Origin of the sequence: Shewanella metallivivens, assembly GCF_028750675.1 — a bacterium.
Lineage (GTDB): Bacteria > Pseudomonadota > Gammaproteobacteria > Enterobacterales > Shewanellaceae > Shewanella > Shewanella metallivivens.
This window is the reverse complement of record NZ_JAQQPZ010000003.1, coordinates 64,485-86,700: the sequence shown is the minus strand read 5'-3', so window position 1 is coordinate 86,700 and position 22,216 is coordinate 64,485. Positions and strand designations below refer to the sequence as shown.

General features: G+C 43.0%; 23 protein-coding genes. All 23 read left to right on the top strand.

The genetic code is table 11. The annotated features are described in order from the left end of the window. The first annotated feature begins 40 nt into the window (after positions 1–40). Positions 41–862, top strand: a complete 822-nt coding sequence (locus tag PQR79_RS05665) for a flagellin N-terminal helical domain-containing protein (RefSeq protein ID WP_238107119.1) — start codon at positions 41–43, stop codon at positions 860–862. Positions 863–1,161: 299 nt separating this feature from the next. Further along, positions 1,162–1,980, top strand: coding sequence for a flagellin N-terminal helical domain-containing protein (locus PQR79_RS05660; protein WP_238107120.1), 819 nt, complete (start codon positions 1,162–1,164; stop codon positions 1,978–1,980). Between the two features lie 105 nt (positions 1,981–2,085). Continuing rightward, positions 2,086–2,490, top strand: coding sequence for a flagellar protein FlaG (locus PQR79_RS05655; protein ID WP_238107121.1), 405 nt, complete (start codon positions 2,086–2,088; stop codon positions 2,488–2,490). A gap of 110 nt (positions 2,491–2,600) precedes the next feature. Next, complete coding sequence (gene fliD, locus PQR79_RS05650; RefSeq protein WP_238107122.1) at positions 2,601–3,965, top strand: flagellar filament capping protein FliD; 1,365 nt, start codon at positions 2,601–2,603, stop codon at positions 3,963–3,965. Positions 3,966–3,978: 13 nt separating this feature from the next. Next, on the top strand, positions 3,979–4,305 hold the full coding sequence (locus PQR79_RS05645; protein ID WP_238107123.1) for a flagella biosynthesis chaperone for FliD, FliT: 327 nt from the start codon (positions 3,979–3,981) through the stop codon (positions 4,303–4,305). A gap of 6 nt (positions 4,306–4,311) precedes the next feature. Beyond that, complete coding sequence (gene fliS / locus PQR79_RS05640) at positions 4,312–4,716, top strand: flagellar export chaperone FliS (RefSeq protein WP_238107124.1); 405 nt, start codon at positions 4,312–4,314, stop codon at positions 4,714–4,716. A gap of 428 nt (positions 4,717–5,144) precedes the next feature. Then, positions 5,145–6,575: a sigma-54 dependent transcriptional regulator gene (locus PQR79_RS05635; RefSeq protein ID WP_238107125.1), complete on the top strand. Its 1,431-nt coding sequence runs from the start codon at positions 5,145–5,147 to the stop codon at positions 6,573–6,575. 332 nt (positions 6,576–6,907) lie between these two features. Continuing rightward, a complete protein-coding gene (locus PQR79_RS05630) occupies positions 6,908–8,104 on the top strand; it encodes a sensor histidine kinase (RefSeq protein ID WP_238107126.1) in 1,197 nt (398 codons plus the stop codon). Next, the gene (locus PQR79_RS05625) at positions 8,097–9,446 is read left to right on the top strand and encodes a sigma-54-dependent transcriptional regulator (RefSeq protein WP_238107127.1); all 1,350 of its coding nucleotides are present in this window, start codon (positions 8,097–8,099) and stop codon (positions 9,444–9,446) included. Before PQR79_RS05630 ends, PQR79_RS05625 begins: the two co-directional genes overlap by 8 nt. Before the next feature lie 189 nt (positions 9,447–9,635). Further along, on the top strand, positions 9,636–9,977 hold the full coding sequence (gene fliE, locus PQR79_RS05620; protein WP_238107128.1) for a flagellar hook-basal body complex protein FliE: 342 nt from the start codon (positions 9,636–9,638) through the stop codon (positions 9,975–9,977). 72 nt (positions 9,978–10,049) lie between these two features. Further along, positions 10,050–11,732 (top strand): flagellar basal-body MS-ring/collar protein FliF, encoded by a 1,683-nt coding sequence (gene fliF, locus PQR79_RS05615; RefSeq protein ID WP_238107228.1) that lies wholly within the window; start codon positions 10,050–10,052, stop codon positions 11,730–11,732. Continuing rightward, on the top strand, positions 11,725–12,771 hold the full coding sequence (gene fliG, locus PQR79_RS05610) for a flagellar motor switch protein FliG (RefSeq protein WP_238107129.1): 1,047 nt from the start codon (positions 11,725–11,727) through the stop codon (positions 12,769–12,771). The genes fliF and fliG overlap by 8 nt, the downstream gene beginning before the upstream one ends. 106 nt (positions 12,772–12,877) lie before the next feature. Then, positions 12,878–13,945, top strand: a complete 1,068-nt coding sequence (gene fliH, locus PQR79_RS05605) for a flagellar assembly protein FliH (RefSeq protein WP_238107130.1) — start codon at positions 12,878–12,880, stop codon at positions 13,943–13,945. Next, the gene (fliI, locus tag PQR79_RS05600; RefSeq protein WP_238107131.1) at positions 13,942–15,282 is read left to right on the top strand and encodes a flagellar protein export ATPase FliI; all 1,341 of its coding nucleotides are present in this window, start codon (positions 13,942–13,944) and stop codon (positions 15,280–15,282) included. The genes fliH and fliI overlap by 4 nt, the downstream gene beginning before the upstream one ends. Positions 15,283–15,285: 3 nt before the next feature. Beyond that, positions 15,286–15,732 (top strand): flagellar export protein FliJ, encoded by a 447-nt coding sequence (gene fliJ / locus PQR79_RS05595; protein ID WP_238107132.1) that lies wholly within the window; start codon positions 15,286–15,288, stop codon positions 15,730–15,732. Between the two features lie 287 nt (positions 15,733–16,019). Beyond that, entirely contained in the window at positions 16,020–17,855 is a 1,836-nt protein-coding gene (locus PQR79_RS05590) for a flagellar hook-length control protein FliK (protein ID WP_238107133.1), read from the top strand. A 93-nt stretch (positions 17,856–17,948) separates the two neighbouring features. Then, the gene (fliL, locus tag PQR79_RS05585) at positions 17,949–18,470 is read left to right on the top strand and encodes a flagellar basal body-associated protein FliL (RefSeq protein WP_303648316.1); all 522 of its coding nucleotides are present in this window, start codon (positions 17,949–17,951) and stop codon (positions 18,468–18,470) included. 29 nt (positions 18,471–18,499) lie between these two features. Further along, positions 18,500–19,528 (top strand): flagellar motor switch protein FliM, encoded by a 1,029-nt coding sequence (gene fliM / locus PQR79_RS05580; protein ID WP_238107134.1) that lies wholly within the window; start codon positions 18,500–18,502, stop codon positions 19,526–19,528. 10 nt (positions 19,529–19,538) lie between these two features. After that, on the top strand, positions 19,539–19,922 hold the full coding sequence (gene fliN, locus PQR79_RS05575; protein WP_160054621.1) for a flagellar motor switch protein FliN: 384 nt from the start codon (positions 19,539–19,541) through the stop codon (positions 19,920–19,922). Positions 19,923–19,964: 42 nt separating this feature from the next. Beyond that, positions 19,965–20,366: a flagellar biosynthetic protein FliO gene (fliO, locus tag PQR79_RS05570; protein WP_238107230.1), complete on the top strand. Its 402-nt coding sequence runs from the start codon at positions 19,965–19,967 to the stop codon at positions 20,364–20,366. 41 nt (positions 20,367–20,407) lie between these two features. Beyond that, positions 20,408–21,127 carry a flagellar type III secretion system pore protein FliP gene (gene fliP / locus PQR79_RS05565; protein ID WP_238107231.1) on the top strand — a complete coding sequence of 240 codons (720 nt, stop codon included), beginning with the start codon at positions 20,408–20,410 and terminating at the stop codon, positions 21,125–21,127. Positions 21,128–21,138: 11 nt separating this feature from the next. Next, positions 21,139–21,408: a flagellar biosynthesis protein FliQ gene (gene fliQ, locus PQR79_RS05560; protein WP_188917944.1), complete on the top strand. Its 270-nt coding sequence runs from the start codon at positions 21,139–21,141 to the stop codon at positions 21,406–21,408. Positions 21,409–21,411: 3 nt separating this feature from the next. Then, positions 21,412–22,215 carry a flagellar biosynthetic protein FliR gene (fliR, locus tag PQR79_RS05555; RefSeq protein WP_238107135.1) on the top strand — a complete coding sequence of 268 codons (804 nt, stop codon included), beginning with the start codon at positions 21,412–21,414 and terminating at the stop codon, positions 22,213–22,215. The last annotated feature ends 1 nt before the right edge of the window (position 22,216 follow it).

Here is a 22,216-nt window from a genome sequence, read left to right as displayed (position 1 = left end):
CCACAGTCTTGGCAACAAAACTAGGAATGAGGAATGACTTATGGCTATTACAGTAAATACCAACGTAACATCAATGAAAGCGCAAAAGAACTTAAATACATCGAGCCAAGCGTTATCAACATCTATGGAGCGTTTATCGAGTGGTTTACGCATTAACAGCGCCAAAGATGATGCAGCAGGTTTGGCTATTTCTAACCGACTAAATTCTCAAGTTGGTGGGTTAGAAGTGGGTATGCGTAACGCCAATGATGCTATTTCAATTGCGCAAATAGCTGAAGGTGCGATGCAAGAGCAGACTAATATGTTACAACGTATGCGTGATTTAACCATACAATCGGCAAACGGTGCGAACAGCACAGAAGATTTAGCAGCGTTGAAAGCTGAAATGGATCAGTTGGCTGAGGAAATACAGAGTATTGGTGATACTACTGCATTTGGTGACACTAAATTACTTTCTGGCAATTTCTCTACAGGTAAAGCTTTTCAAGTAGGTCATCAAGATGGTGAAAATATCACTATAATTGTTGAAACTAGTAATGCTACATCTTTATCGGTGAATAATCTTGATAATGCTACATCAGCAAACAGAGCATCTGCGCTAACCGCTATTGATGCCGCAATCCAATCGATTGATAGCCAAAGAGCTGACTTAGGTGCGAAGCAAAATCGTCTTGCATACAACATTAGTAATAGCGCAAATACTCAAGCTAACGTTGCCGATGCGAAAAGTCGTATTGTGGATGTGGACTTTGCCAAAGAAACTGCAACAATGACCAAGAATCAAGTGTTACAGCAAACAGGGTCTTCAATGTTAGCGCAAGCTAACCAACTACCACAAGTTGCTTTATCATTACTTGGGTAAATTAGTAGATAAACCATCAGTCTGCCCAGTTACTTAGAGTTGGTGGTAAGTAACTGGGCTTGTCATGTTTTTTTTCTTGTCATCCCATTTAATTGATTACGTTATCTTGCCACTGCTTTGCAAATGCTATTAACAAGTATCTCTTTAAGCTACTTTTTTATTGGTTGATAAAAAAGTAAAAAAAAAGCTAAAGATAAAAACATTTGTGCCGTTAAATATATTGTAACGAGCAAGACCTGTCTGACTTGACATAAAGCAAACAGGCAATCTCAAGTCAGAAACAATATGAGGAAGCAATCATGGCTATTACAGTAAATACTAACGTGACTTCAATGAAAGCACAGAAAAACCTAAACTCGTCAAGCAATGCGCTTGCCACTTCTATGGAACGTTTGTCGTCAGGTTTACGTATTAACAGTGCGAAAGACGATGCTGCAGGTCTGGCTATTTCTAACCGCTTAAACTCTCAGGTCAATGGTTTAGAAGTGGGCATGCGTAATGCTAACGACGCTATCTCAATTGCGCAAATTGCAGAAGGGGCAATGCAAGAACAAACCAATATGTTGCAACGTATGCGTGATTTGACCGTGCAATCAGCTAACGGTGCAAACAGCACAGAAGATTTAGCTGCGTTAAAAGCTGAGATGGATGAGTTAGCATTAGAAATTACAGAAATTGGCAACAATACTGCGTTCGGTGATACCAAGTTACTCGACGGAACATTCTCTGGAGGTAAAAACTTCCAAGTAGGTCATCAAGATGGTGAGAATATCAGTATTGATGTAGCGACAAGCGATGCAACATCCTTATCAGTAAATGCACTTAATAATGCTACATCAGCTAACAGGGCATCTGCGCTAAGTGCTATTGATGATGCAATTGCAACAATTGATAGTCAAAGAGCTGACTTGGGTGCGAAACAAAACCGCTTAGCTTATAACATTAGTAACAGTGCTAACACTCAAGCAAACGTTGCCGATGCTAAGAGCCGTATTGTTGATGTCGATTTTGCTAAAGAAACATCGACAATGACTAAAAACCAAGTGTTACAACAAACGGGTTCTGCTATGTTAGCTCAGGCTAACCAACTACCTCAGATCGCTCTATCGCTACTGTAGTCAACCAGCTTTAAGTTCCATAGCTTTAGGGAGATCCAAGTAGGGTCTCCCTTTGTTGTTAAAATGCTTCCAGGAAGCTACATTTTTTAGGTTATACTGAGGTGCATGATGGAAATCAATAATACCGCACAATTTGCCAGTAGCTCTGATGTTAGTAGATTAGATTCTGCTGTACCATCAGCTTTTAACCAGTCGATTTTAGAACAAAAAAAACTTGATGTATCATCATTGGATAAACCTGTAAATCAATCAGAAGTTACAACTCAAGTGACTGAAACAGAACCTGATGAGGAGCAATTACAGCAAGTTGCTACAGATTTAACTGATATGGTAGCAATGATGCAGAAAGGGTTAAAGTTTTCTGTGGATGATGATTCAGGGAAACGAGTCATTAAGGTACAAGATATAGAGTCAGGTGACATCATCAGGCAAATCCCAAGTGAAGAAGCATTACAATTAGCACAAAAAATTAGTGAAGTGTCAGGTGTATTGATGAAAATTGAAGTGTAATCTCCTTTAATGGCACTAAAAGTAAAGTTGGCTTAATTTATGCTTTGGTTAATTATGCTAGTTGGTTAGGTTGGTTTTTCAGTAAATAATAGGCATAACGAGAGGTTTTTATGGCGTTAACAGCAACGGGTATTGGTTCAGGTCTTGATGTTTCAAGTATCGTCAGTGTACTTGTTGACGCTGAAAAAACACCAAAAGAAGCACTATTTACTGAAAGAGAAACAGCGATTAGTGCTAAAGTGTCAGCTATTGGTACACTTAAAAGCGCTTTATCTACATTCCAAGATGCTGCTGAAAAGCTGCAAAGCGGTGAGTTTTTGAATATTCGCACTGTATCCACAGGAAACAGTGATTTTTTTACTGCTACAGCAGATCAATATTCCCAACCTGGTAGCTACTCAATCATGGTTGAGCAACTAGCCCAGTCACAAAAGCTTGCTGGAGCAACGGTTAGTGATGCCACAGCAGGTGTCGGTGAGGGAAGTCTAGATTTTTCTGTTAATGGTGAAAGTTTCTCTGTCGCTATTACTGATACTGATAACCTTGCCGCCATAGCATCTAAAATAAATAATGCTTCAGATAATTCCGGTGTAACGGCTACGGTGATTAAAAGTGACGCAGGTAGCCGATTAGTTTTTACCTCGACTGAAACCGGTACAGATAATCAAATCACTGTGACAGCTACAGATACAACGGGTACTGGTTTATCTGATATGTTCTCTGGAACGAATCTAGAGTCCTTACAAGATGCGCAAGACTCAATTATATATGTTGATGGGCAAAAGTTAACCTCACAAAGTAATACTATTGATGATGCTATTACAGGCGTGACATTATCTTTAACAAAAGCTGAATTAGGCACTAGTTCAACACTGACAATTGCTCAAGATACCGACTCGGTAAAAACTAACATAGAAAATTTTGTTAGCTCATATAATTCTCTAATTACTAAAATGGCTACTTTGTCTTCTTTTGATGTTGATGAAGGTACCGCTGCAGCATTACAAGGTGATTCTATGATTCGTTCATTGGAATCCCAACTCAGAAAAATGGTGAGTGAACGTGTTAGTGTTGATGGTGTTGAGTCTGCATTATATGAATTAGGTATTTCAACTGACCGAGACGGAAAATTGTCTATTGATGATACTAAACTAACAGATGCTATTACCAATAATATGTCATTGATTGAGGGCGTCTTTTCAACGGCTGATACCGGCCTTGCGTATAAATTTGATGATTTAGTCCAAAGCTACACTAAAACCGGTGGTACTATTGATAGTCGAAATAATACTTATACCTCAGAAAAAAGTAGAATAACCGATCAAAGAGAAGCTTTTACTTTAAAAATGGAACAATTAGAAGCTCGTTTACTTAAACAATTTAATGCAATGGATCTTATTGTTTCTGAATTAAACTCTCAAGGGAGTAGTTTGACCAGTAGTTTAGCATCGCTACCTGGTGTCATAAGTTCATAAAAGGAGCTGTCTTTTGGATAATAACCTTGAAGCTACCAATGCCAAAATTGAAGACTTATTGAATCAGATAGAACAAACTGCGGCTGAAAATGATGAATCTGATAAGTTGGTATTATTATTGCTAGAAAACATTAGAGAGCGTCAAATAAGTATCGATTCAATTATAAATGATGCTGTAGATGACACATTTGCCCCATCTTTATCTCGGCAACTGAAATTAACAGAAAGCTTTAGTAGTAGGGCATCTAAAATTATGTCACATAGACAAAATTTATTGAATTTGAAACGCACTCATCAAAGACAAGTTAAGGTATACCAGAATATTGATGCAAATAGGTAGGTTATTATGAGAAGTTCTTTAAAATCATATCGCAAGGTGTCACTTGATAGCGAAATTTCAGTAGCATCACCGCATCGTATTGTTCAGATGATGTTTGCTGGTGGTCTAGAGAGACTCGCTCAAAGCCGCTATGCTATTGAAAATAAAAACATGTCGGATAAAGGCGTTTTTATTGGTAAAGCAATTGGGATTGTAAATGGATTAAATAATAGTTTGAACATGGACGCTGGCGGAGAGATTGCTGGTAATTTGAGTCAGTTATATGATTTTATCATTATGAAGGCCACCGAGGCGAATTTGAATAATGATGTTCAAGCTATTGATGATGCTGTTAGTGTGTTGAGAACACTCAAAGAAGGTTGGGATGCGATTCCACAAGATCAACATCACTTGACCTCTGAGGCAAGCTAAACGTTACAGCATACTGTATTTAAACTAAAAAAGGCGCTTTGCGTCTTTTTTGCTTTGTGGCGTTTGTGAATGGTTTTGGCTTGCCTGAACTGATTATAATTCTGTTATCACTGGTTAAATGGGCAATTTTTTGACTGAAAAAACAGCGTTTCCATAAAAAATGTGGCTTGATGTAGATAATATGTAACTGTTGCTTGCTTATGCCACGCTGATAATACAATATTTATGAGTAAACTCATTTTTCTTGCTGCTAAAATGGCAGATTAACGAGCCGAGTTAGTAATAATGATAGAATATTGTCAATGTTGTCAGTTTTTTGGCGACTTTTTTTGCTACTATTTTTGATACAATGTACTTTGGTTTATGTGGCTGTTTGCGGCATAATTATCCCGGATAAAAACCTATAACAAGAGCTTTTGGCCTTCTGAATGATGCAAATAGAACAAAGAATCTTAATTGTCGGTACCCCATCAGAGCGCGTGACTCGTTTGTGCTGCATTTTCGAATTCTTAGGTGAGCAGTGCGAAGTCGTCTCTAATGAATCTTTATTGACCTTGATTGAACAATCGAGGTTTCGTGCCGTGGTTATCGTTGATGAAGGCATAACAGCCGACAGCATTAAAAATATCGCTTCTATTGCACCCTGGCAACCTCTGTTAATATTGGGCGACACAACGCTGCAATTATCTAATATTCTTGGGCAAATAGAAGAGCCATTCAATTATCCACAATTAACCGAACTACTGCATTTTTGTCAGGTCTTTGGCCAAGCCAAACGCGAACACACCTTAACCAGTGGCAACCAAACCAAATTATTTCGCAGTTTAGTTGGCCGCAGTGAAGGTATTGCTAACGTAAGGCATTTAATTAATCAGGTGTCTGGTTCTGACGCTACCGTACTGGTATTAGGCCAGTCTGGTACCGGTAAAGAAGTGGTTGCGCGTAATATTCATTATTTATCTGAGCGCCGAGATGGACCGTTTATTCCGGTTAACTGTGGTGCTATTCCGCCAGAACTGCTTGAAAGCGAATTATTTGGCCATGAAAAGGGCTCGTTTACTGGGGCGATATCTGCCCGTAAAGGCCGTTTTGAACTAGCCGAAGGCGGTACACTGTTTTTAGACGAAATTGGCGATATGCCGCTGCAAATGCAAGTAAAGTTGCTGCGTGTATTGCAAGAACGTGTATTTGAGCGTGTTGGCGGCAGTAAAACTATTCCTACCGATGTGCGTATTGTGGCGGCGACTCACCGTGATTTAGAGTCAATGATCACTGAAAATGATTTCCGTGAAGATTTATACTATCGCCTCAATGTGTTTCCAATCGAAATGCCGGCCTTGAGCGAGCGCCGAGATGATGTGCCTCTGTTGTTGCACGAGTTAGTGAACCGAGTCTTTAATGAAGGCCGTGGCAAGGTACGCTTTACCCAGCGCGCCATTGAATCATTAAAAGAGCATAACTGGTCGGGTAACGTGCGTGAATTATCTAACTTGGTTGAGCGTTTAACGATTTTATACCCAGGTGGACTCGTTGATGTAAACGATTTACCGCATAAATACCGTTACATTGATGTTCCCGAGTATTGCGTTGAAATTAGCGAAGAGCAACTTGAACGTGATGCTCTGGCGTCGATATTCAGTGATGATGAACCGGTTGAGTTACCTGAAACGCGTTTTCCGAGTGAGTTACCGCCAGAAGGGGTTAACCTAAAAGATTTACTGGCCGAGCTCGAAATCGACATGATCCGCCAAGCATTAGAGCAACAAGATAATGTCGTCGCCCGCGCCGCTGAAATGCTCGGGATTCGCCGTACCACCTTAGTTGAAAAAATGCGTAAATACGGCATGAGCAAAGAATAACCATTAGCTTGTGATTGCTTTGATTGGTTATTAGCGATTAATCTAAAAACACATCTACGGATGTGTTTTTTCGTTTTTAGAGCTTAGACGGCAGACTGTGGACTGTATACCTAAACCCTCGATGCGCACTACCCGCGCAGGTCATTCTCGAGTGCTTAGATCCCAGCTTTATAAGAGTTACCGGGAGAGAGCCAGGTGTTTCTGTTGACGTTGATTTTAGCTCCCATTTCTTAGACCGATAACCTAGCACCCAAATCTTAGCCCTCCTATTCTCGCCTTGGCACACTAAATGCATTAAGGTGATTAAATGTAATTCTTTTGACGGAGTGGCCATGTATTCAGCTCGAGTGTTATCAAATCCGCGTGTCGCGGAGGTTGAGTTGCCGATGACAGCATCGTTTACCACCACACCTTATGCAGCGTCACAGTCTGATTATCGGCCAAGTGACAATGCAATCCGTCAAAGTATTGCGCATGCGAAAGCACCGGTATTTGCGCCGGTTGTAAGTGCTTATTCAAGTAAGGCTGCCAATATGTCGAATCAAATGGCGCATATTCTTCAGGCTATGCCATCAGGCGTAGTGATTATCGATGGTGATGGCGTGGTTACCCTAGCCAATCCTGTCGCGACAGAGTTATTAGGTCGCCCATTACAAGGGGCGCGCTGGTTTGACATTATTCACCGCGCATTTGCGCCGCAAGATGATGATGGACATGAAGTGTCGCTTAAAAATGGCCGCAGAGTAAAACTGGCCATTACGCCATTAGCGCCCGAGCCTGGACAATTAATTGTACTGACAGATTTAACTGAAACCCGTTTATTACAAAAGAATTTATCGCATTTACAGCGCTTATCTTCACTCGGTAAAATGGTGGCAACGTTGGCACATCAAGTGCGTACGCCATTGTCTGCGGCGCTGTTATATGCCTCCAATCTTGCTAGCCCCAAGTTAACTGATACGGCGCGCACTAAATTTCAATCAAAATTGGTGGACCGTTTAAATGAGTTAGAGCGTCAAGTTAATGACATGTTGCTTATGGCTAAAGGTCGTCAAGATAGCATGGCTGAGTCGGTTACCCTCGATGACATTATTACCCAGGTAATGGCAAACTGTGAGCCAATAGCAGATAAAAAACACTGCCAGTTACAAGCTGAAAACACTTCGCATTCGACCATGCTTGCTAACGCTAATGCGTTAAGTTCGGCGGTGAATAATTTGGTGATGAACAGCATTGAAGCGGGCGCGACTAAAATTAAAGTCTCTGCCAGTGAAACCGCAGAAGGTCTATTATTAGATGTAATCGACAATGGTAAAGGCCTTGACCCTGCCATGCAAAAACAAGTGTTAGAGCCATTTTATACCACTAAAAGCCAGGGCACTGGCCTTGGGTTAGCCGTGGTACAGTCTGTGGTTCGTAACCATGGCGGACAAATTCAATTGTCGTGCAAACCCGGCATGGGTTGCCATATTCGATTGATTTTTCCGCACGCTAAACAAGCACAGCATCAGGAGGTGGCACATGGCTGAAGCACATATATTACTTGTTGAAGATGATGCTGATTTACGTGAAGCACTGTTAGACACTTTATTATTAGCACATTATGACTGTGTTGACGTGAGTAGTGCAGAAGACGCTATTGTCGCCTTAAAAGCCAATCAATTTGATATGGTGATCAGTGACGTGCAAATGGACGGCATTGGTGGCATGGGGTTGTTAAGTTACATGCAGCAACATCAACCCAAAGTGCCGGTACTGTTAATGACAGCTTATGCCACAATTAATAGTGCCGTAAGTGCCATGAAGTTAGGCGCGGTTGATTACCTCGCTAAACCCTTTGCGCCTGAAGTGTTGCTAAACCAAGTGTCTCGTTATTTACCTTTAAAGCAAAACCACGATAATCCTGTGGTTGCCGATGACAAGAGTTTAGCGTTACTGGCTCTGGCTCAGCGTGTTGCAGTGTCTGACGCCTCGGTGATGATCATGGGTCCAAGCGGCTCGGGCAAAGAAGTGCTAGCACGTTATATTCATCAACACAGCCAACGTAATGGTCAGCCGTTTATTGCGATTAACTGCGCCGCCATTCCAGAAAACATGCTTGAAGCAACACTCTTTGGTTACGAAAAAGGCGCATTTACTGGGGCGTATCAGGCATGCCCGGGTAAATTCGAGCAAGCCCAAGGCGGCACGCTATTATTAGACGAAATATCTGAAATGGAGCTGGGCTTACAAGCCAAGTTATTGCGTGTATTGCAAGAGCGTGAAGTAGAGCGTTTAGGTGGTCGTAAAACCATTAAGTTAGATGTGCGGGTGCTTGCCACCTCAAACCGCGATCTTAAAGCCATGGCAACGTCTGGCGAGTTTAGAGAAGATTTATACTACCGCATTAACGTGTTTCCGTTAACGTGGCCAGCACTGCATCAACGTCCAGCAGATATTTTACCGTTAGCGCGTCATTTACTGGCTAAGCATGCTAAAGCATTAAATATGACGTCAGTGCCAAAGCTTGACGATGCCGCTACCCGACGTTTGTTAACCCATCGTTGGCCAGGTAATGTCCGCGAACTTGATAATGTGATTCAGCGGGCATTGATTTTACGCGTTAATGATGAGATTGGGGTGAATGATATTATTATTGATTCTGCTGATGTCAGTTTAATGCCTGCCGAACAACTGGATAATGACAAACCCCATGATGTTGAAGCCCTAGGCGATGAATTGAAAGCCCAAGAGCACGTGATTATTTTAGAAACCCTGAATCAATGTCAGGGGAGTCGGAAAATGGTCGCTGAAAAATTAGGCATTAGTGCGCGAACTTTGCGTTATAAAATGGCAAAAATGCGTGATATGGGGATTCAATTACCGGCTTAACTTTGTTTTTTAAAAAATTAAATATTTGATTTATTTAACTTTAATCGTATTTGACTTATCTGCGCACACGTAGATAAGTTGTTTTTGTTCGATGTTACGCCTTTCGTTTTAAATCTTGGCATCTATATTGCTTTAACTCCTTATAAGATTATTGAAGTCGTCAAAAAATCGACAAACGGGAGTGACATCATGCAGATTAGCGCAAATCCACTATTACAAGAAATGCAATCGCTTCGTGGCGAAATAGCGCCTTCTATTGGCTCGTCTATTGCTCCTAACTTAACCCAGCAAGTGAATAACACCACAGGGGCTGATTTTAGCCAGTTGTTATCTCAGGCTGTGGGTAGCGTGAACGGACTTCAACAAACATCATCAAATTTAGCATCACGATTAGACATGGGTGACACCACGGTCAGTTTGTCTGACACGGTCATTGCCCGTGAAAAAGCCGGTGTGGCATTTGAAGCCACGGTGCAAGTGCGTAACAAGTTAGTTGATGCCTATAAAGAAATCATGAGTATGCCTGTTTAGCCGCTGTCGGTTTTAAGCGCTAGGTAATTAATCACATCAGACAGATAGCAGGTACATATTGTGAGCACAGACATAATGGTAGGTTCAGATTCAACAGTTGACGCCGGTGTCCAACAAGAGAATAAGTCTGGGTTAATGGGCGGTGTTGGCGGGGCTGACATGATGCGCCAGGTGATCATGATTTTGGCGTTGGCAGTGTGTCTTGCGTTAGCGGTATTTGTGATGATGTGGGCGCAAGAGCCTGAATATCGTCCTTTGGGTAAAATGGACACGGCAGAAATGATCCAGGTACTTGATGTACTTGATAAAAACCAAATTGATTATCAAATTAATGTTGATGTGGTTAAGGTACCAGAAGATAAATACCAAGATGTAAAATTGTTATTAAGTCGTGCGGGTATTGAAAGCACTACCCAAGCGAATGACTACTTAAGCCAAGACAGTGGCTTTGGCGTCAGTCAGCGCATGGAGCAGGCCCGCTTAAAACACAGCCAAGAATTAAACCTTGCGCGCGCCATAGAAGAGTTAAAAAGTATTAGCCGCGCCAAAGTGATTTTAGCCCTACCTAAAGAAAACGTGTTTGCTCGCAATGCCTCAAAGGCTAGCGCTACTGTGGTTGTGAGTGTTCGCCGTGGTGGATTAGGCCAAGAAGAAATTGATTCTATTGTTGATATCGTCGGCTCTGCAGTGCCTGGGCTTGAGCCGTCTCGCGTGACAGTGACGGATTCAAATGGCCGCTTACTAAATTCGGGCAGTCAGGATGGTACGTCTGCTAGAGCACGCCGCGAGTCTGAGCTGGTACAACAAAAAGAAGCTGAGTACCGCAGAAAAATCGAATCCATATTAATGCCCATTCTCGGGCCTGAAAACTTCACTTCGCAAGTGGATGTGAATATGGATTTTACCGCGATTGAGCAAACCGCTAAGCGTTTTTCACCTGATTTACCCGCTATTCGCAGCGAAATGACCATTGAACGTAACTCAACAGGTCAAAGTGCTGGTGGCATTCCTGGGGCGTTAAGTAATCAACCGCCAATGGAGTCTAACATTCCGCAAGTTGCAGGCGAGGCGGGCAGTACTTCAACAACCTCTGGCGATATGTCTAAAGAGGCGACCCGTAATTATGAACTTGATACCACCATTAGCCATACTCGCCAGCAAATAGGTGTGGTGCGCCGAGTGAGCGTGTCGGTAGCCATTGACTTTAAACCCGGACAAGTAGATGAAAATGGCCAGGTGTCTCGTGTGCCTCGTACTGAAGAAGAGTTAACCAACATTCGCCGTTTACTTGAGGGGGCTGTGGGCTTTAGCACTCAACGTGGCGATGCGCTTGAAGTGGTCACCGTGCCGTTTATGGATCAGTTGATTGAAGAGTTACCTGAGCCAGACATGTGGGAGCAACCTTGGTTTTGGCGTGCCATTAGATTGGTGTTAGGCGCATTATTAATTTTAGTGTTGTTTTTAGCCGTGGTTCGTCCAATGCTTAAAAAGCTCACAAATCCGCAAGGCACCGAAATGCCGCCAGAAACACGCCCAGGGCATGAATTAGCTGAAATTGAAGACCAATACGCTGCAGATACCTTAGGTATGCTCAATACCAGAGAGGCGGAATACAGTTATGCTGATGATGGATCAATTCAAATTCCTAATTTGCATAAAGATGATGATATGATTAAAGCAATTAGAGCACTCGTGGCCAATGAGCCTGAGCTTTCCACTCAAGTAGTTAAGAATTGGTTACAAGACAATGGCTAATGAAAATGAAAAAGCACCCGCAAAAGCCGCAGCTTTTGACCCTGAGTCACTAAGCGGTATTGAAAAAACCGCGATTTTACTCCTGAGTTTAAGTGAAGCCGATGCCGCGTCAATTTTAAAGCACTTAGAGCCTAAACAGGTTCAAAAAGTGGGTATGGCGATGGCGGCAATGGAAGACTTTGGCCAAGAAAAGGTCATTGGTGTACATAAGTTGTTTTTGGACGATATTCAAAAGTTTTCGTCAATTGGCTTTAACAGCGAAGAGTTTGTGCGCAAAGCGTTAACCGCAGCGCTCGGTGAAGATAAAGCCGGTAACTTGATTGAACAAATCATTATGGGCAGCGGCGCCAAAGGGCTTGATTCGTTAAAATGGATGGATGCACGCCAGGTGGCTACCATTATTCAAAATGAACATCCGCAAATTCAAACCATTGTGTTGTCTTATTTAGAACCGGACCAAGCGGCAGAAATTTTTAGCCAGTTCCCTGAAAACACGCGTTTAGACTTAATGATGCGAATTGCCAATCTTGAAGAAGTGCAACCAGCAGCATTACAAGAGTTGAACGACATCATGGAGAAACAGTTTGCCGGACAAGGCGGGGCGCAAGCCGCTAAAATGGGCGGCCTAAAAGCCGCTGCCAATATTATGAACTACCTCGATACTGGCATTGAAAGCCAAATCATGGAAACCATGCGTGAGTCTGATGAAGAGATGGCGCAGCAAATTCAAGACATGATGTTTGTGTTCGAAAACCTTATCGATGTAGACGACCGTGGCATTCAAGCCTTGTTACGTGAAGTGCAGCAAGATATTCTAATGAAAGCCCTTAAAGGTGCTGACGAAGCCCTAAAAGAGAAAATCTTGGGCAATATGTCTAAACGTGCCGCAGAACTGTTACGTGATGATTTAGAGGCGATGGGCCCTATTCGTATCAGCGAAGTGGAAGTGGCGCAAAAAGAAATTTTATCCATTGCACGTCGTTTAAGCGACAGTGGTGAGATTATGCTTGGCGGTGGCGGTGGTGAAGAGTTTTTATAACTGTTAACTGACCACTCTAGCCTTATCTCGCTAGCTTTTGATACCGTTTGATTACGGCAATACTTTGTTGCCATGATAACCGACAGCGACAACTAAAGAGACTCCTATGTCTGAATCCAAATCGTCTAAAAAAGTGCTTAGTGTTGATGATGAAGTTGAATTCAGTCATTGGCAGCTGCCTGATATCACCCGAGATCAAAGTCAAGACCCATCAAATATGTTTGGTCAGTCGTCAAAACCATACGAAGCCAAACCCGTCACGGCTGAAAAATCAATGGCGCCGCCAACCATGGCACAGATTGAAGATATTCGTGCTGCTGCTGAACAAGAAGGGTTTGAGCAAGGCAAGCAAGACGGTTATCAGCAAGGGTTAGAACAAGGTCGCTTAGAGGGCTTAGAGCAAGGCCACAGTGAGGGCTTTGCTCAAGGTGAACAACAAGGGCTAGAAGCTGGCCAAATCCAAGTTAATCAGTTGCTTGAGCAACTGTCTCAACTCATTAGCCAGTTTGAACAACCGCTTGCGGTTTTAGATGCTGAAATTGAAGCAGAATTGCTGGCCATGACCATTAGCTTAGCTAAGTCGGTAGTTGGGCATGAATTAAAAACCCACCCAGAACATATTTTATCGGCCCTTCGTCAAGGTGTTGACGCACTGCCTTTAAAAGATCAGTTGGTTAAATTACGCTTAAATCAACATGATGCTGATCTAGTTTCACACAGTTATTCTTCAGAACAACTGCAAAAAAATCAATGGCAAATCGATATTGACCCAACCTTATCAAATGGCGACTGTGTCATTGAGAGCGTGCGCTCATCGGTAGACTTACGGGTAGAGCAGCGCATTGAACAAGTGTTTACTGAGTTAGCACTGCAGGCAGATCAATTGGCCAAAAATGCACAGCAATTAAAAACAGCAACACCCACATATCAAACAACCACAGTGGATGATTTAAGTGCTTACCAGCAAGCACAAACTCAAGCTAAGCAAACTGAGCCAGAAAATTCACAACCGCAACATCTCGCGCAAGCTGAGCAAACCCCAGATGCGGCTGCAACAGAACTCGAACCTGAGCTAGAACCAACATTAGCGGCAGAGTCACAAACTTCTACTCAGCGTGCTGAACAAGATGTGACGCTCACAGATGAACCCAATGATGCTAAGGACAATGGATGAGTTCGCGTCAGCAACAGTTACTCAATAAATTTGCCATTCACCATAAGCAAGTGTTACCGCTTCGGCCTGTTGCCAGCGGGCAGTTAGTGCGGGTTGTTGGGTTAACACTCGAAGCCACCGGTTGTCGTGCGCCAGTAGGCAGTTTATGTTCTATTGAAACCATGGCGGGCGAATTGGTTGCCGAGGTGGTTGGTTTTGATGATAAATTACTTTACTTAATGCCCATTGAAGAACTGCGCGGGGTATTACCCGGTGCGCGCGTCAGGCCGTTAGGTGAGCAGTCGAGTTTACAGGTTGGCTTATCATTACTTGGGCGAGTGCTAGACGGCAGTGGCGCTCCATTAGATGGATTGGGGCCACTTAATACCGATCAGCAAGCGGCTCGCCACGGCCCCAATATTAATCCGTTATCACGCAGAGCAATCACAGAACCTTTAGATGTGGGCGTAAGAGCCATTAACTCAATGCTCACCGTCGGCAAGGGCCAGCGTATGGGCTTGTTTGCCGGCTCTGGTGTGGGTAAAAGTGTGTTGTTAGGCATGATGACCCGCGGCTCAACTGCCGACATTATTGTGGTTGGGCTGGTGGGTGAGCGTGGCCGAGAAGTAAAAGAATTTATTGAAGAGATTTTAGGTGAACAAGGTCGTGCGCGCTCGGTTGTGGTCGCCGCGCCTGCGGATACATCGCCATTAATGCGACTGCGTGCTTGCGAAACATCGACTCGTATTGCCGAGTACTTTCGTGATTTAGGCTATGACGTATTACTGCTCATGGACAGCTTAACCCGTTATGCTCAGGCTCAGCGTGAGGTTGCTTTAGCTGTGGGTGAGCCACCGGCCACCAAAGGTTATCCGCCGTCAGTATTTGCCAAATTGCCGCGCTTAGTTGAGCGCGCAGGTAATGGCGGGCCTGGACAAGGCTCAATTACCGCGTTTTATACCGTATTAACCGAAGGTGATGATCAACAAGATCCCATTGCCGATGCGTCGCGGGCGATTTTAGACGGTCATGTGGTGTTGTCGCGTCAACTGGCTGACTCTGGCCATTATCCTGCCATTGATGTTGAAGCATCGATTAGCCGTGTGGCGCCAATGGTCATTAGTAGTGAGCATTTAGAGGCCATGCGCCGAGTCAAGCAAATGTATTCGCTTTATCAACAAAACCGCGATTTAATTTCTATTGGGGCTTATGCGCAAGGTAGCGATCCGCGTATTGATAATGCCATTCGCTTACAACCTGCCATGAATGCCTTTTTACGCCAAGGCTTTAAAGACCCAGTGAGTTTTGATGACAGTAAAGTGATGCTGACTCAAATTGCTGCACAGTGCCAAGGTTAACCCATGGCTAAAACAGATCCCCTTGTAACAGTACTTAAATTAGCGGTCGAGGCCGAAGAGAAAGCCGCATTGCAGTTAAAAGCGGCCCAGTTTGAGCGGCAAAAGCGTCAAGGACAACTCGATGCATTAAATAATTACCGCCTAGATTACATGAAACAAATGGAAGGCCATACCGGCACAACATTGCGTGCAAATCAGTATCATCAATTTCATCAGTTTATTCGTCAGGTAGACAGTGCGATAAATCAACAAGTGGCGGTTGTACAAGACGGTGAGAAACAAGTAGGTTATCGGCAGCAACATTGGCAAGAAACCCAACAAAAACGCAAAGCCGTTGAAATGCTACTCGCTAAAAAAGCCACCAAAGAACAATTGGCAGAATCAAAACGCGAACAAAAAATGTCTGATGAGTTTGCTATGCAACAATATTTTAGGAATAAAATGAAATAGTGTACTCGCTGTTATTGCGCTCTCTACCTCTGCTTGATTTCACTTTTCAGTCACTTCACTTTCTCTTTGCCCATCTACCATCATGTACAGAAAATAAGTGGCACCTTAATTGCTTAATGTTATTAATTGATAGCAAAGTCGTCAGCGAAGTGACAGTCACCAATGGTGTTTTAGCCGTATTTATTGTCTGGGGTGATGAGGGGAATGAATCCCCCGCTGGTGAAAGTAAGTTAAACCCGTTGTTGATAATACAACAGTAAACTTGATTTGATTAAGTGGAGCCCATTATGCAGCAAATGAGCAATATCTTACTTAGTAATAGCAGCCAATCTGCTGATGTAAGTTCGAAGAATAATATACAAGATATTGAAAACACATCATTCTTGTCTGCTTTTTATCAAGCGAATGAATCAAGTGAGCAATCAAAAAACACCAGTGCGAATGCCGCCGATACAAATATCGAAGTACCAATATACGATGCCGATATCGAAAAAGAACTCAATAAAACGGCCGAGCAACTTGTTGATGAAAATGCTGACGCTGATATGATTTTTGCGCAGTTAACCATGGCAGACTCAATCGGTAAGCGTCACTCTGGTGGCGGAAATCAATTGCCGCATATTGACAAGTTCGGGGTATACGTTGAGCAAAGTGCTCAATTAGAACCGGTTGTTGATGCGCCAAGTGTGGTTTCTTCATCTGCGACTCCTGTGACAGATAACTCATTCGAACTTGATCAAATTAACCTTGATACTATTGAGATTGAAGGCGAATTATTTACCAATGCGATTGATCTTGCGCCGCAGCTTAGCTCGTCAAAAGAGGTGGTGGCGCAACTGAGTGAACAAGAGCTCAGTGATTTAATGGCCTTTAGTCATTTATCAGCAAAAGAATTGCAGGCTTTAGATCGCGATCAGTTAAGTGCAATCATTACTGACTTTAATTTGCAGGCTCCTGTGGTCGATGAGTCAATTTTAGCGATGGCAGACATTGACTTTGAATTAGATGATACTGAAGAGGTATCGCTGCAACTGCTTAATAGTGATGAGCAAAGTGAAATAGACAAAGCACTTGGCGCCACTTTTACTGGACAAGTCAAAGAGAATACCGCGTCAGTGTCACAAGCTGTAACTGATAATATTGATGGCATTGATTTTACAACAGCGTCAAAAGACAGTGATATTAAAGCTTCGGCAACAGCTTCAGATGATGTTGATGTTACAACCGCTAACATGGACAGCACAGATGGTGACGATATGGATATCATTTTGACGCAATCAACGTCTCCGGTAACCGCATCGTCATCATCAAATTCCGCGTCAGTGTCAACACTTGGCGTAGAGGCTTCAGCGTCTAAAGTTGATTTACAAACCGCTTCGACTTTAACCGCTGACCCTAAATCAATTTTAGGCGATAAAACCCGTATTGACGGTAATATTCAAGCAGATCCTAGCAATAGTAAGGTTTTGGCAAAGGCTGAATTTTCTGTGGTACTCGACTCCGTTGCCGCTAAAGTATCTGCCAATGAATTAAGTAATACAGCCAGCGTTACCACAAATGGCTTCGACTTTATGGCTGAAACCGGCGATTTAGAGACTAAAGCATTGCAAAATCAAAGCAGTTTTACCCCAGCACACAAGAGTGAGGTACCACAGTTTCAACTATCGTTAAGACCGCAAGCTCAGGCAGAGGCGGGTACGCAAATGCAGGAGATGATCCAGAAGTTTTCGCCGGTGATGAAACAGCAGTTAATCACAATGGTAAGCAATGGTATTCAGCAGGCTGAAATCCGCCTTGATCCACCAGAGTTAGGCCACCTTACCGTTAAAATTCAAATTCAAGGCGACCAAACCCAGGTGCAGTTTAACGTTGCGCAATCACAAACTCGTGACTTAGTTGAGCAAGCGATTCCTCGTTTACGTGACATGTTAGCCAGTGAAGGGTTACAACTGACCGATAGCCATGTGTCTCAAGGGGGGGATGGGCGTGAACAGCAACAAGGACAAAGTGGACATCAGGGCGCAGCCACAGACAGTCAATTGGATGAAATTGCAGCACAAGAAGTGAACTTGATGACAAATTCGTCAAGGAGTTTACATTCTGCTATAGATTATTATGCTTAAGCAGGTAACCTATATGAGATAATACGATTTTTTTATAACAATGGGTGATTGAGTTTGTCATCATATTGATCACATTGTTAATTGGGAACCATCATGGCTGAAGAAGAATTAGAGTTACAAGATGCCGCAGAGGGTGGCAAAAAGAAAAACAAGTTGGTGCTGTTTGGCGGTATTGGTTTAGTGGTGGTGTTATTGGCTGCGGGTGCTGCTTGGTTTTTTATGGGCTCAGACGATGCAACAGCTATTGAAAACCCCAACGAGGCAGAGGCTCAGATAACAGAGCCCGAAGTGATGGCTCAAGCCGATTATGTTGGCATGCCAAGACCTTTTTTATTTAATTTACCCGGTGTTGACCGTGCACGTTTAGTTGAAATAAAAGTGCAGCTGATGGTGCGCGGTGAAGATGACAGCGTGTTAACCAAAAAACATATTCCTTTAATTGAAGATGCATTACTCACCACTTTTAGCGGTGCTGATGTGCAAAAGCTCAGTACCCAAGCAGGTAAAGATGAGCTTCGTCAATTAGCATTACTTAATGTGCAAAATACGCTGCAACCAATAACAGGCAAAAAAGTGGTCGAAAAAGTCCTGTTTACTGGTTTTGTTATGCAATAACCAAATGCATTAACTGCTAAGGCTACGATGTGAGTGATTTATTAAGCCAAGATGAAATCGATGCGCTACTTCATGGAGTAGATGATGTCGATGAGGATGAAATTGAGGAGAGCAGCGAAGAGGCGCGCTCTTATGACTTTTCGTCCCAAGACCGGATTGTACGTGGACGAATGCCCACGCTTGAAATCGTCAACGAACGTTTTGCGCGTCATCTTCGCATCAGCATGTTTAACATGATGCGTCGAGCGGCCGAAGTGTCAATTAATGGCGTGCAAATGCTTAAGTTTGGCGAATATGTCCATACGCTATTTGTACCAACCAGTTTGAACATGGTGCGCTTTAGTCCATTAAAAGGCACGGCTCTGATCACCATGGAAGCACGTTTAGTGTTTATATTGGTGGATAACTTCTTTGGTGGCGATGGACGATTTCATGCCAAAATTGAAGGCCGTGAATTTACTCCAACAGAACGCCGTATTGTCCAATTGCTGTTAAAGATTATTTTTGAAGATTATAAAGACGCTTGGGCACCGGTGATGGATGTTGAGTTTGAATATCTTGACTCAGAAGTCAATCCTGCAATGGCTAACATTGTGAGCCCGACTGAAGTTGTGGTCATTAATTCATTCCATATTGAAGTTGACGGCGGCGGCGGGGATTTCCATATCACCATGCCTTACTCGATGATTGAGCCTATTCGTGAACTGCTTGATGCCGGTGTACAAAGTGATAAGCAAGATACCGACATGCGTTGGTCGCAAGCGTTACGTGATGAAATCATGGATGTTCAAGTCGGCTTTGATGCCAACATTGTAGAGCATGAAGTCACGTTGCGTGATGTGATGGGGTTTAAAGCGGGTGATATTATTCCAATAGACCTGCCAGAACATATTATGATGCGAATTGAAGACTTACCCACTTATCGTTGTAAGCTAGGCAAGTCACGAGATAATTTAGCATTAAAAATCAGTGAGAAAATAGCTCGACCTGAAACGGTTAAATCAGAATTACAACTGGTAACACGTAAAGGCAAATCTCGTGATATTTCAGATTTATAAGGTGATGTAAATGAGTACAGAAGATACTGGTGATGATTGGGCTGCAGCAATGGCTGAACAGGCTTTAGAAGAAGCGCAACAAGTTGAACTCGATGAGTTAGTTGACGACTCTAAACCTATCACAAAAGAAGAAGCCGCTAAACTCGATTCCATTCTTGATATTCCGGTGACTATTTCAATGGAAGTGGGTCGCAGTTTTATCAGCATTCGTAATTTACTGCAGTTAAACCAAGGGTCGGTAGTTGAACTTGACCGTGTTGCGGGTGAACCTCTTGATGTCATGGTGAACGGTACCTTGATAGCTCATGGCGAAGTGGTCGTAGTTAACGATAAATTTGGTATCCGTTTAACAGATGTGATTAGCCAAACTGAACGCATCAAAAAGCTTAAGTAATCTTTTTTATCGACAACAACACAAGGGATTACCGTGGCGAATATGATTTCAATGCTTAGTGTGATGGCCCAAGCACTGACCGATGTCGATGCGGCTAACTCAACCACTACCGCAGTACTCACTCGCACTAGCGAGGCGTCAAACACCGCGACTTTAGCAAACATGGTTGGCGGGTTAATTGTGGTACTCGCCCTCATTTTTGTATTGGCATACATCGTTAAACGGTTAAATCTTGTCCCCTCAAACGGCGGAGTGATTAAAAGCCTTGCGGTAACGCCTATTGGTCAACGTGAGAAAGTGGTGTTGATTGAGGTGAACGGTCAACAATATTTACTTGGGGTGACTTCGCAACAAATCAGTTTAATTGATAAGTTAGACACCCAAGTTGACGTACAAACCAGCTCATTTGCCAACCGTCTTAAACAAGCCAAGGAACAGCAATAATGAATAAATGCACCAGTTTATTGGTGATCACCATCGTCTCCATGGTGGCAATGTTACTTGCGCCAGAGGCATTGGCACAAGACGGTGTGCTGCCTGCTGTGACCGTAACCACAGGCGCAGATGGATCTACTGAGTATTCGGTTACGTTACAAATTTTGTTGCTAATGACCGCAATGAGCTTTATCCCTGCCATGGTGATAATGCTCACTTCGTTTACGCGAATCATCGTGGTGTTGTCAATATTACGTCAGGCGTTAGGTTTACAGCAAACGCCATCAAATCAAGTGCTTATTGGCATTAGTTTGTTTATGACTTTTTTTATCATGGCGCCAGTATTTGACAAAATCTATGTTGAGGCTGTTGAGCCTTATGTAAATGAAACCATGACACTCACCCAAGCTTATGATGTGGGTAAAGAGCCGATTAAAACATTCATGTTGTCGCAAGTTCGCACAACAGACTTACAAACTTTTATTGAAATATCGGGTTATAAAGACATTCAATCACCCGAACAAGCGCCAATGAGCGTGGTGATCCCCGCATTTATTACCAGTGAGCTAAAAACCGCTTTCCAAATAGGCTTTATGTTATTTGTGCCATTTTTAGTGCTTGATTTAGTGGTCGCCAGTATTTTGATGGCGATGGGTATGATGATGTTGTCACCGATGATTGTGTCGCTACCGTTTAAGATAATGTTATTCGTGTTAGTTGATGGCTGGGGCCTAGTGATGGGTACATTAGCTAACAGTTTCGGAATATAAGGCCGATATTTATGTCTCCTGAATCGCTCATTGATATCTTTCGAGAAGCACTATCAGTTATTGTTCTGATCGTGTCAGCGATTATTTTACCCGGCTTATTTATTGGTTTAATTGTCGCGGTATTCCAAGCGGCAACCTCGATTAACGAACAAACCTTAAGTTTTTTACCTCGCTTATTGATGACCTTATTTGCCTTGATGTTTTTAGGGCATTGGTTGGTGCAAACCATGATGGACTTCTTTATTGAGATGGTGAATCTCATTCCCATGGTAATAGGGTAAATCATGGATATTTTGTTTGATGAAATCAGTCAAACAATTGCTGCATACCTGCTGCCATTTTTTCGTATTTCGTCAATGTTGATGGTGATGGCGGTATTTGGCGCTAACACTACACCCTCTCGGGTCAGACTGTTATTAGCGGTGGCCATTACCATGGCTGTCGCGCCTGTTTTGCCGCCTATGGATAGCATTGAACTGATGGCATTTAGCTCAGTGTTTGTCATTGCTCAGCAAATTTTGATTGGTGTGACGATAGGGTTTATTACATTAATGGTGATGCAAACCTTTGTGTTAACAGGGCAAATTATTGGTATGCAAACCAGTTTAGGTTTTGCTTCAATGGTCGACCCTGGCTCTGGTGAGCAAACGCCGGTAGTGAGCAACTTCTTTTTATTATTGTCGACGTTAATATTTTTAGCCGTTGATGGCCATTTGCTGATGTTTAGAATGCTGGTGGCCAGCTTTGAAACCATTCCGGTGTCAACTCAAGGTATCGCTATTGCCAATTACCGCGCTTTGGCAGAGTGGGGTAGCTTTATGTTTGGCTCTGCATTAACCATGTCAATTTCTGCGATTGTTGCCCTGTTATTGATTAACTTATCGTTTGGTGTGATGACACGAGCTTCACCGCAGCTCAACATTTTCTCAATCGGTTTCCCTGTAACCATGGTCAGCGGCTTGTTGATTTTATGGTTAACTTTGAGTCCTATCATGGCGCATTTTGATGAAGTTTGGCAGGCAGCACAGGTATTGATGTGCGATGTATTGCAACTTCAATGTCAAACAGATGCTGTTGTCGTATTTTAAG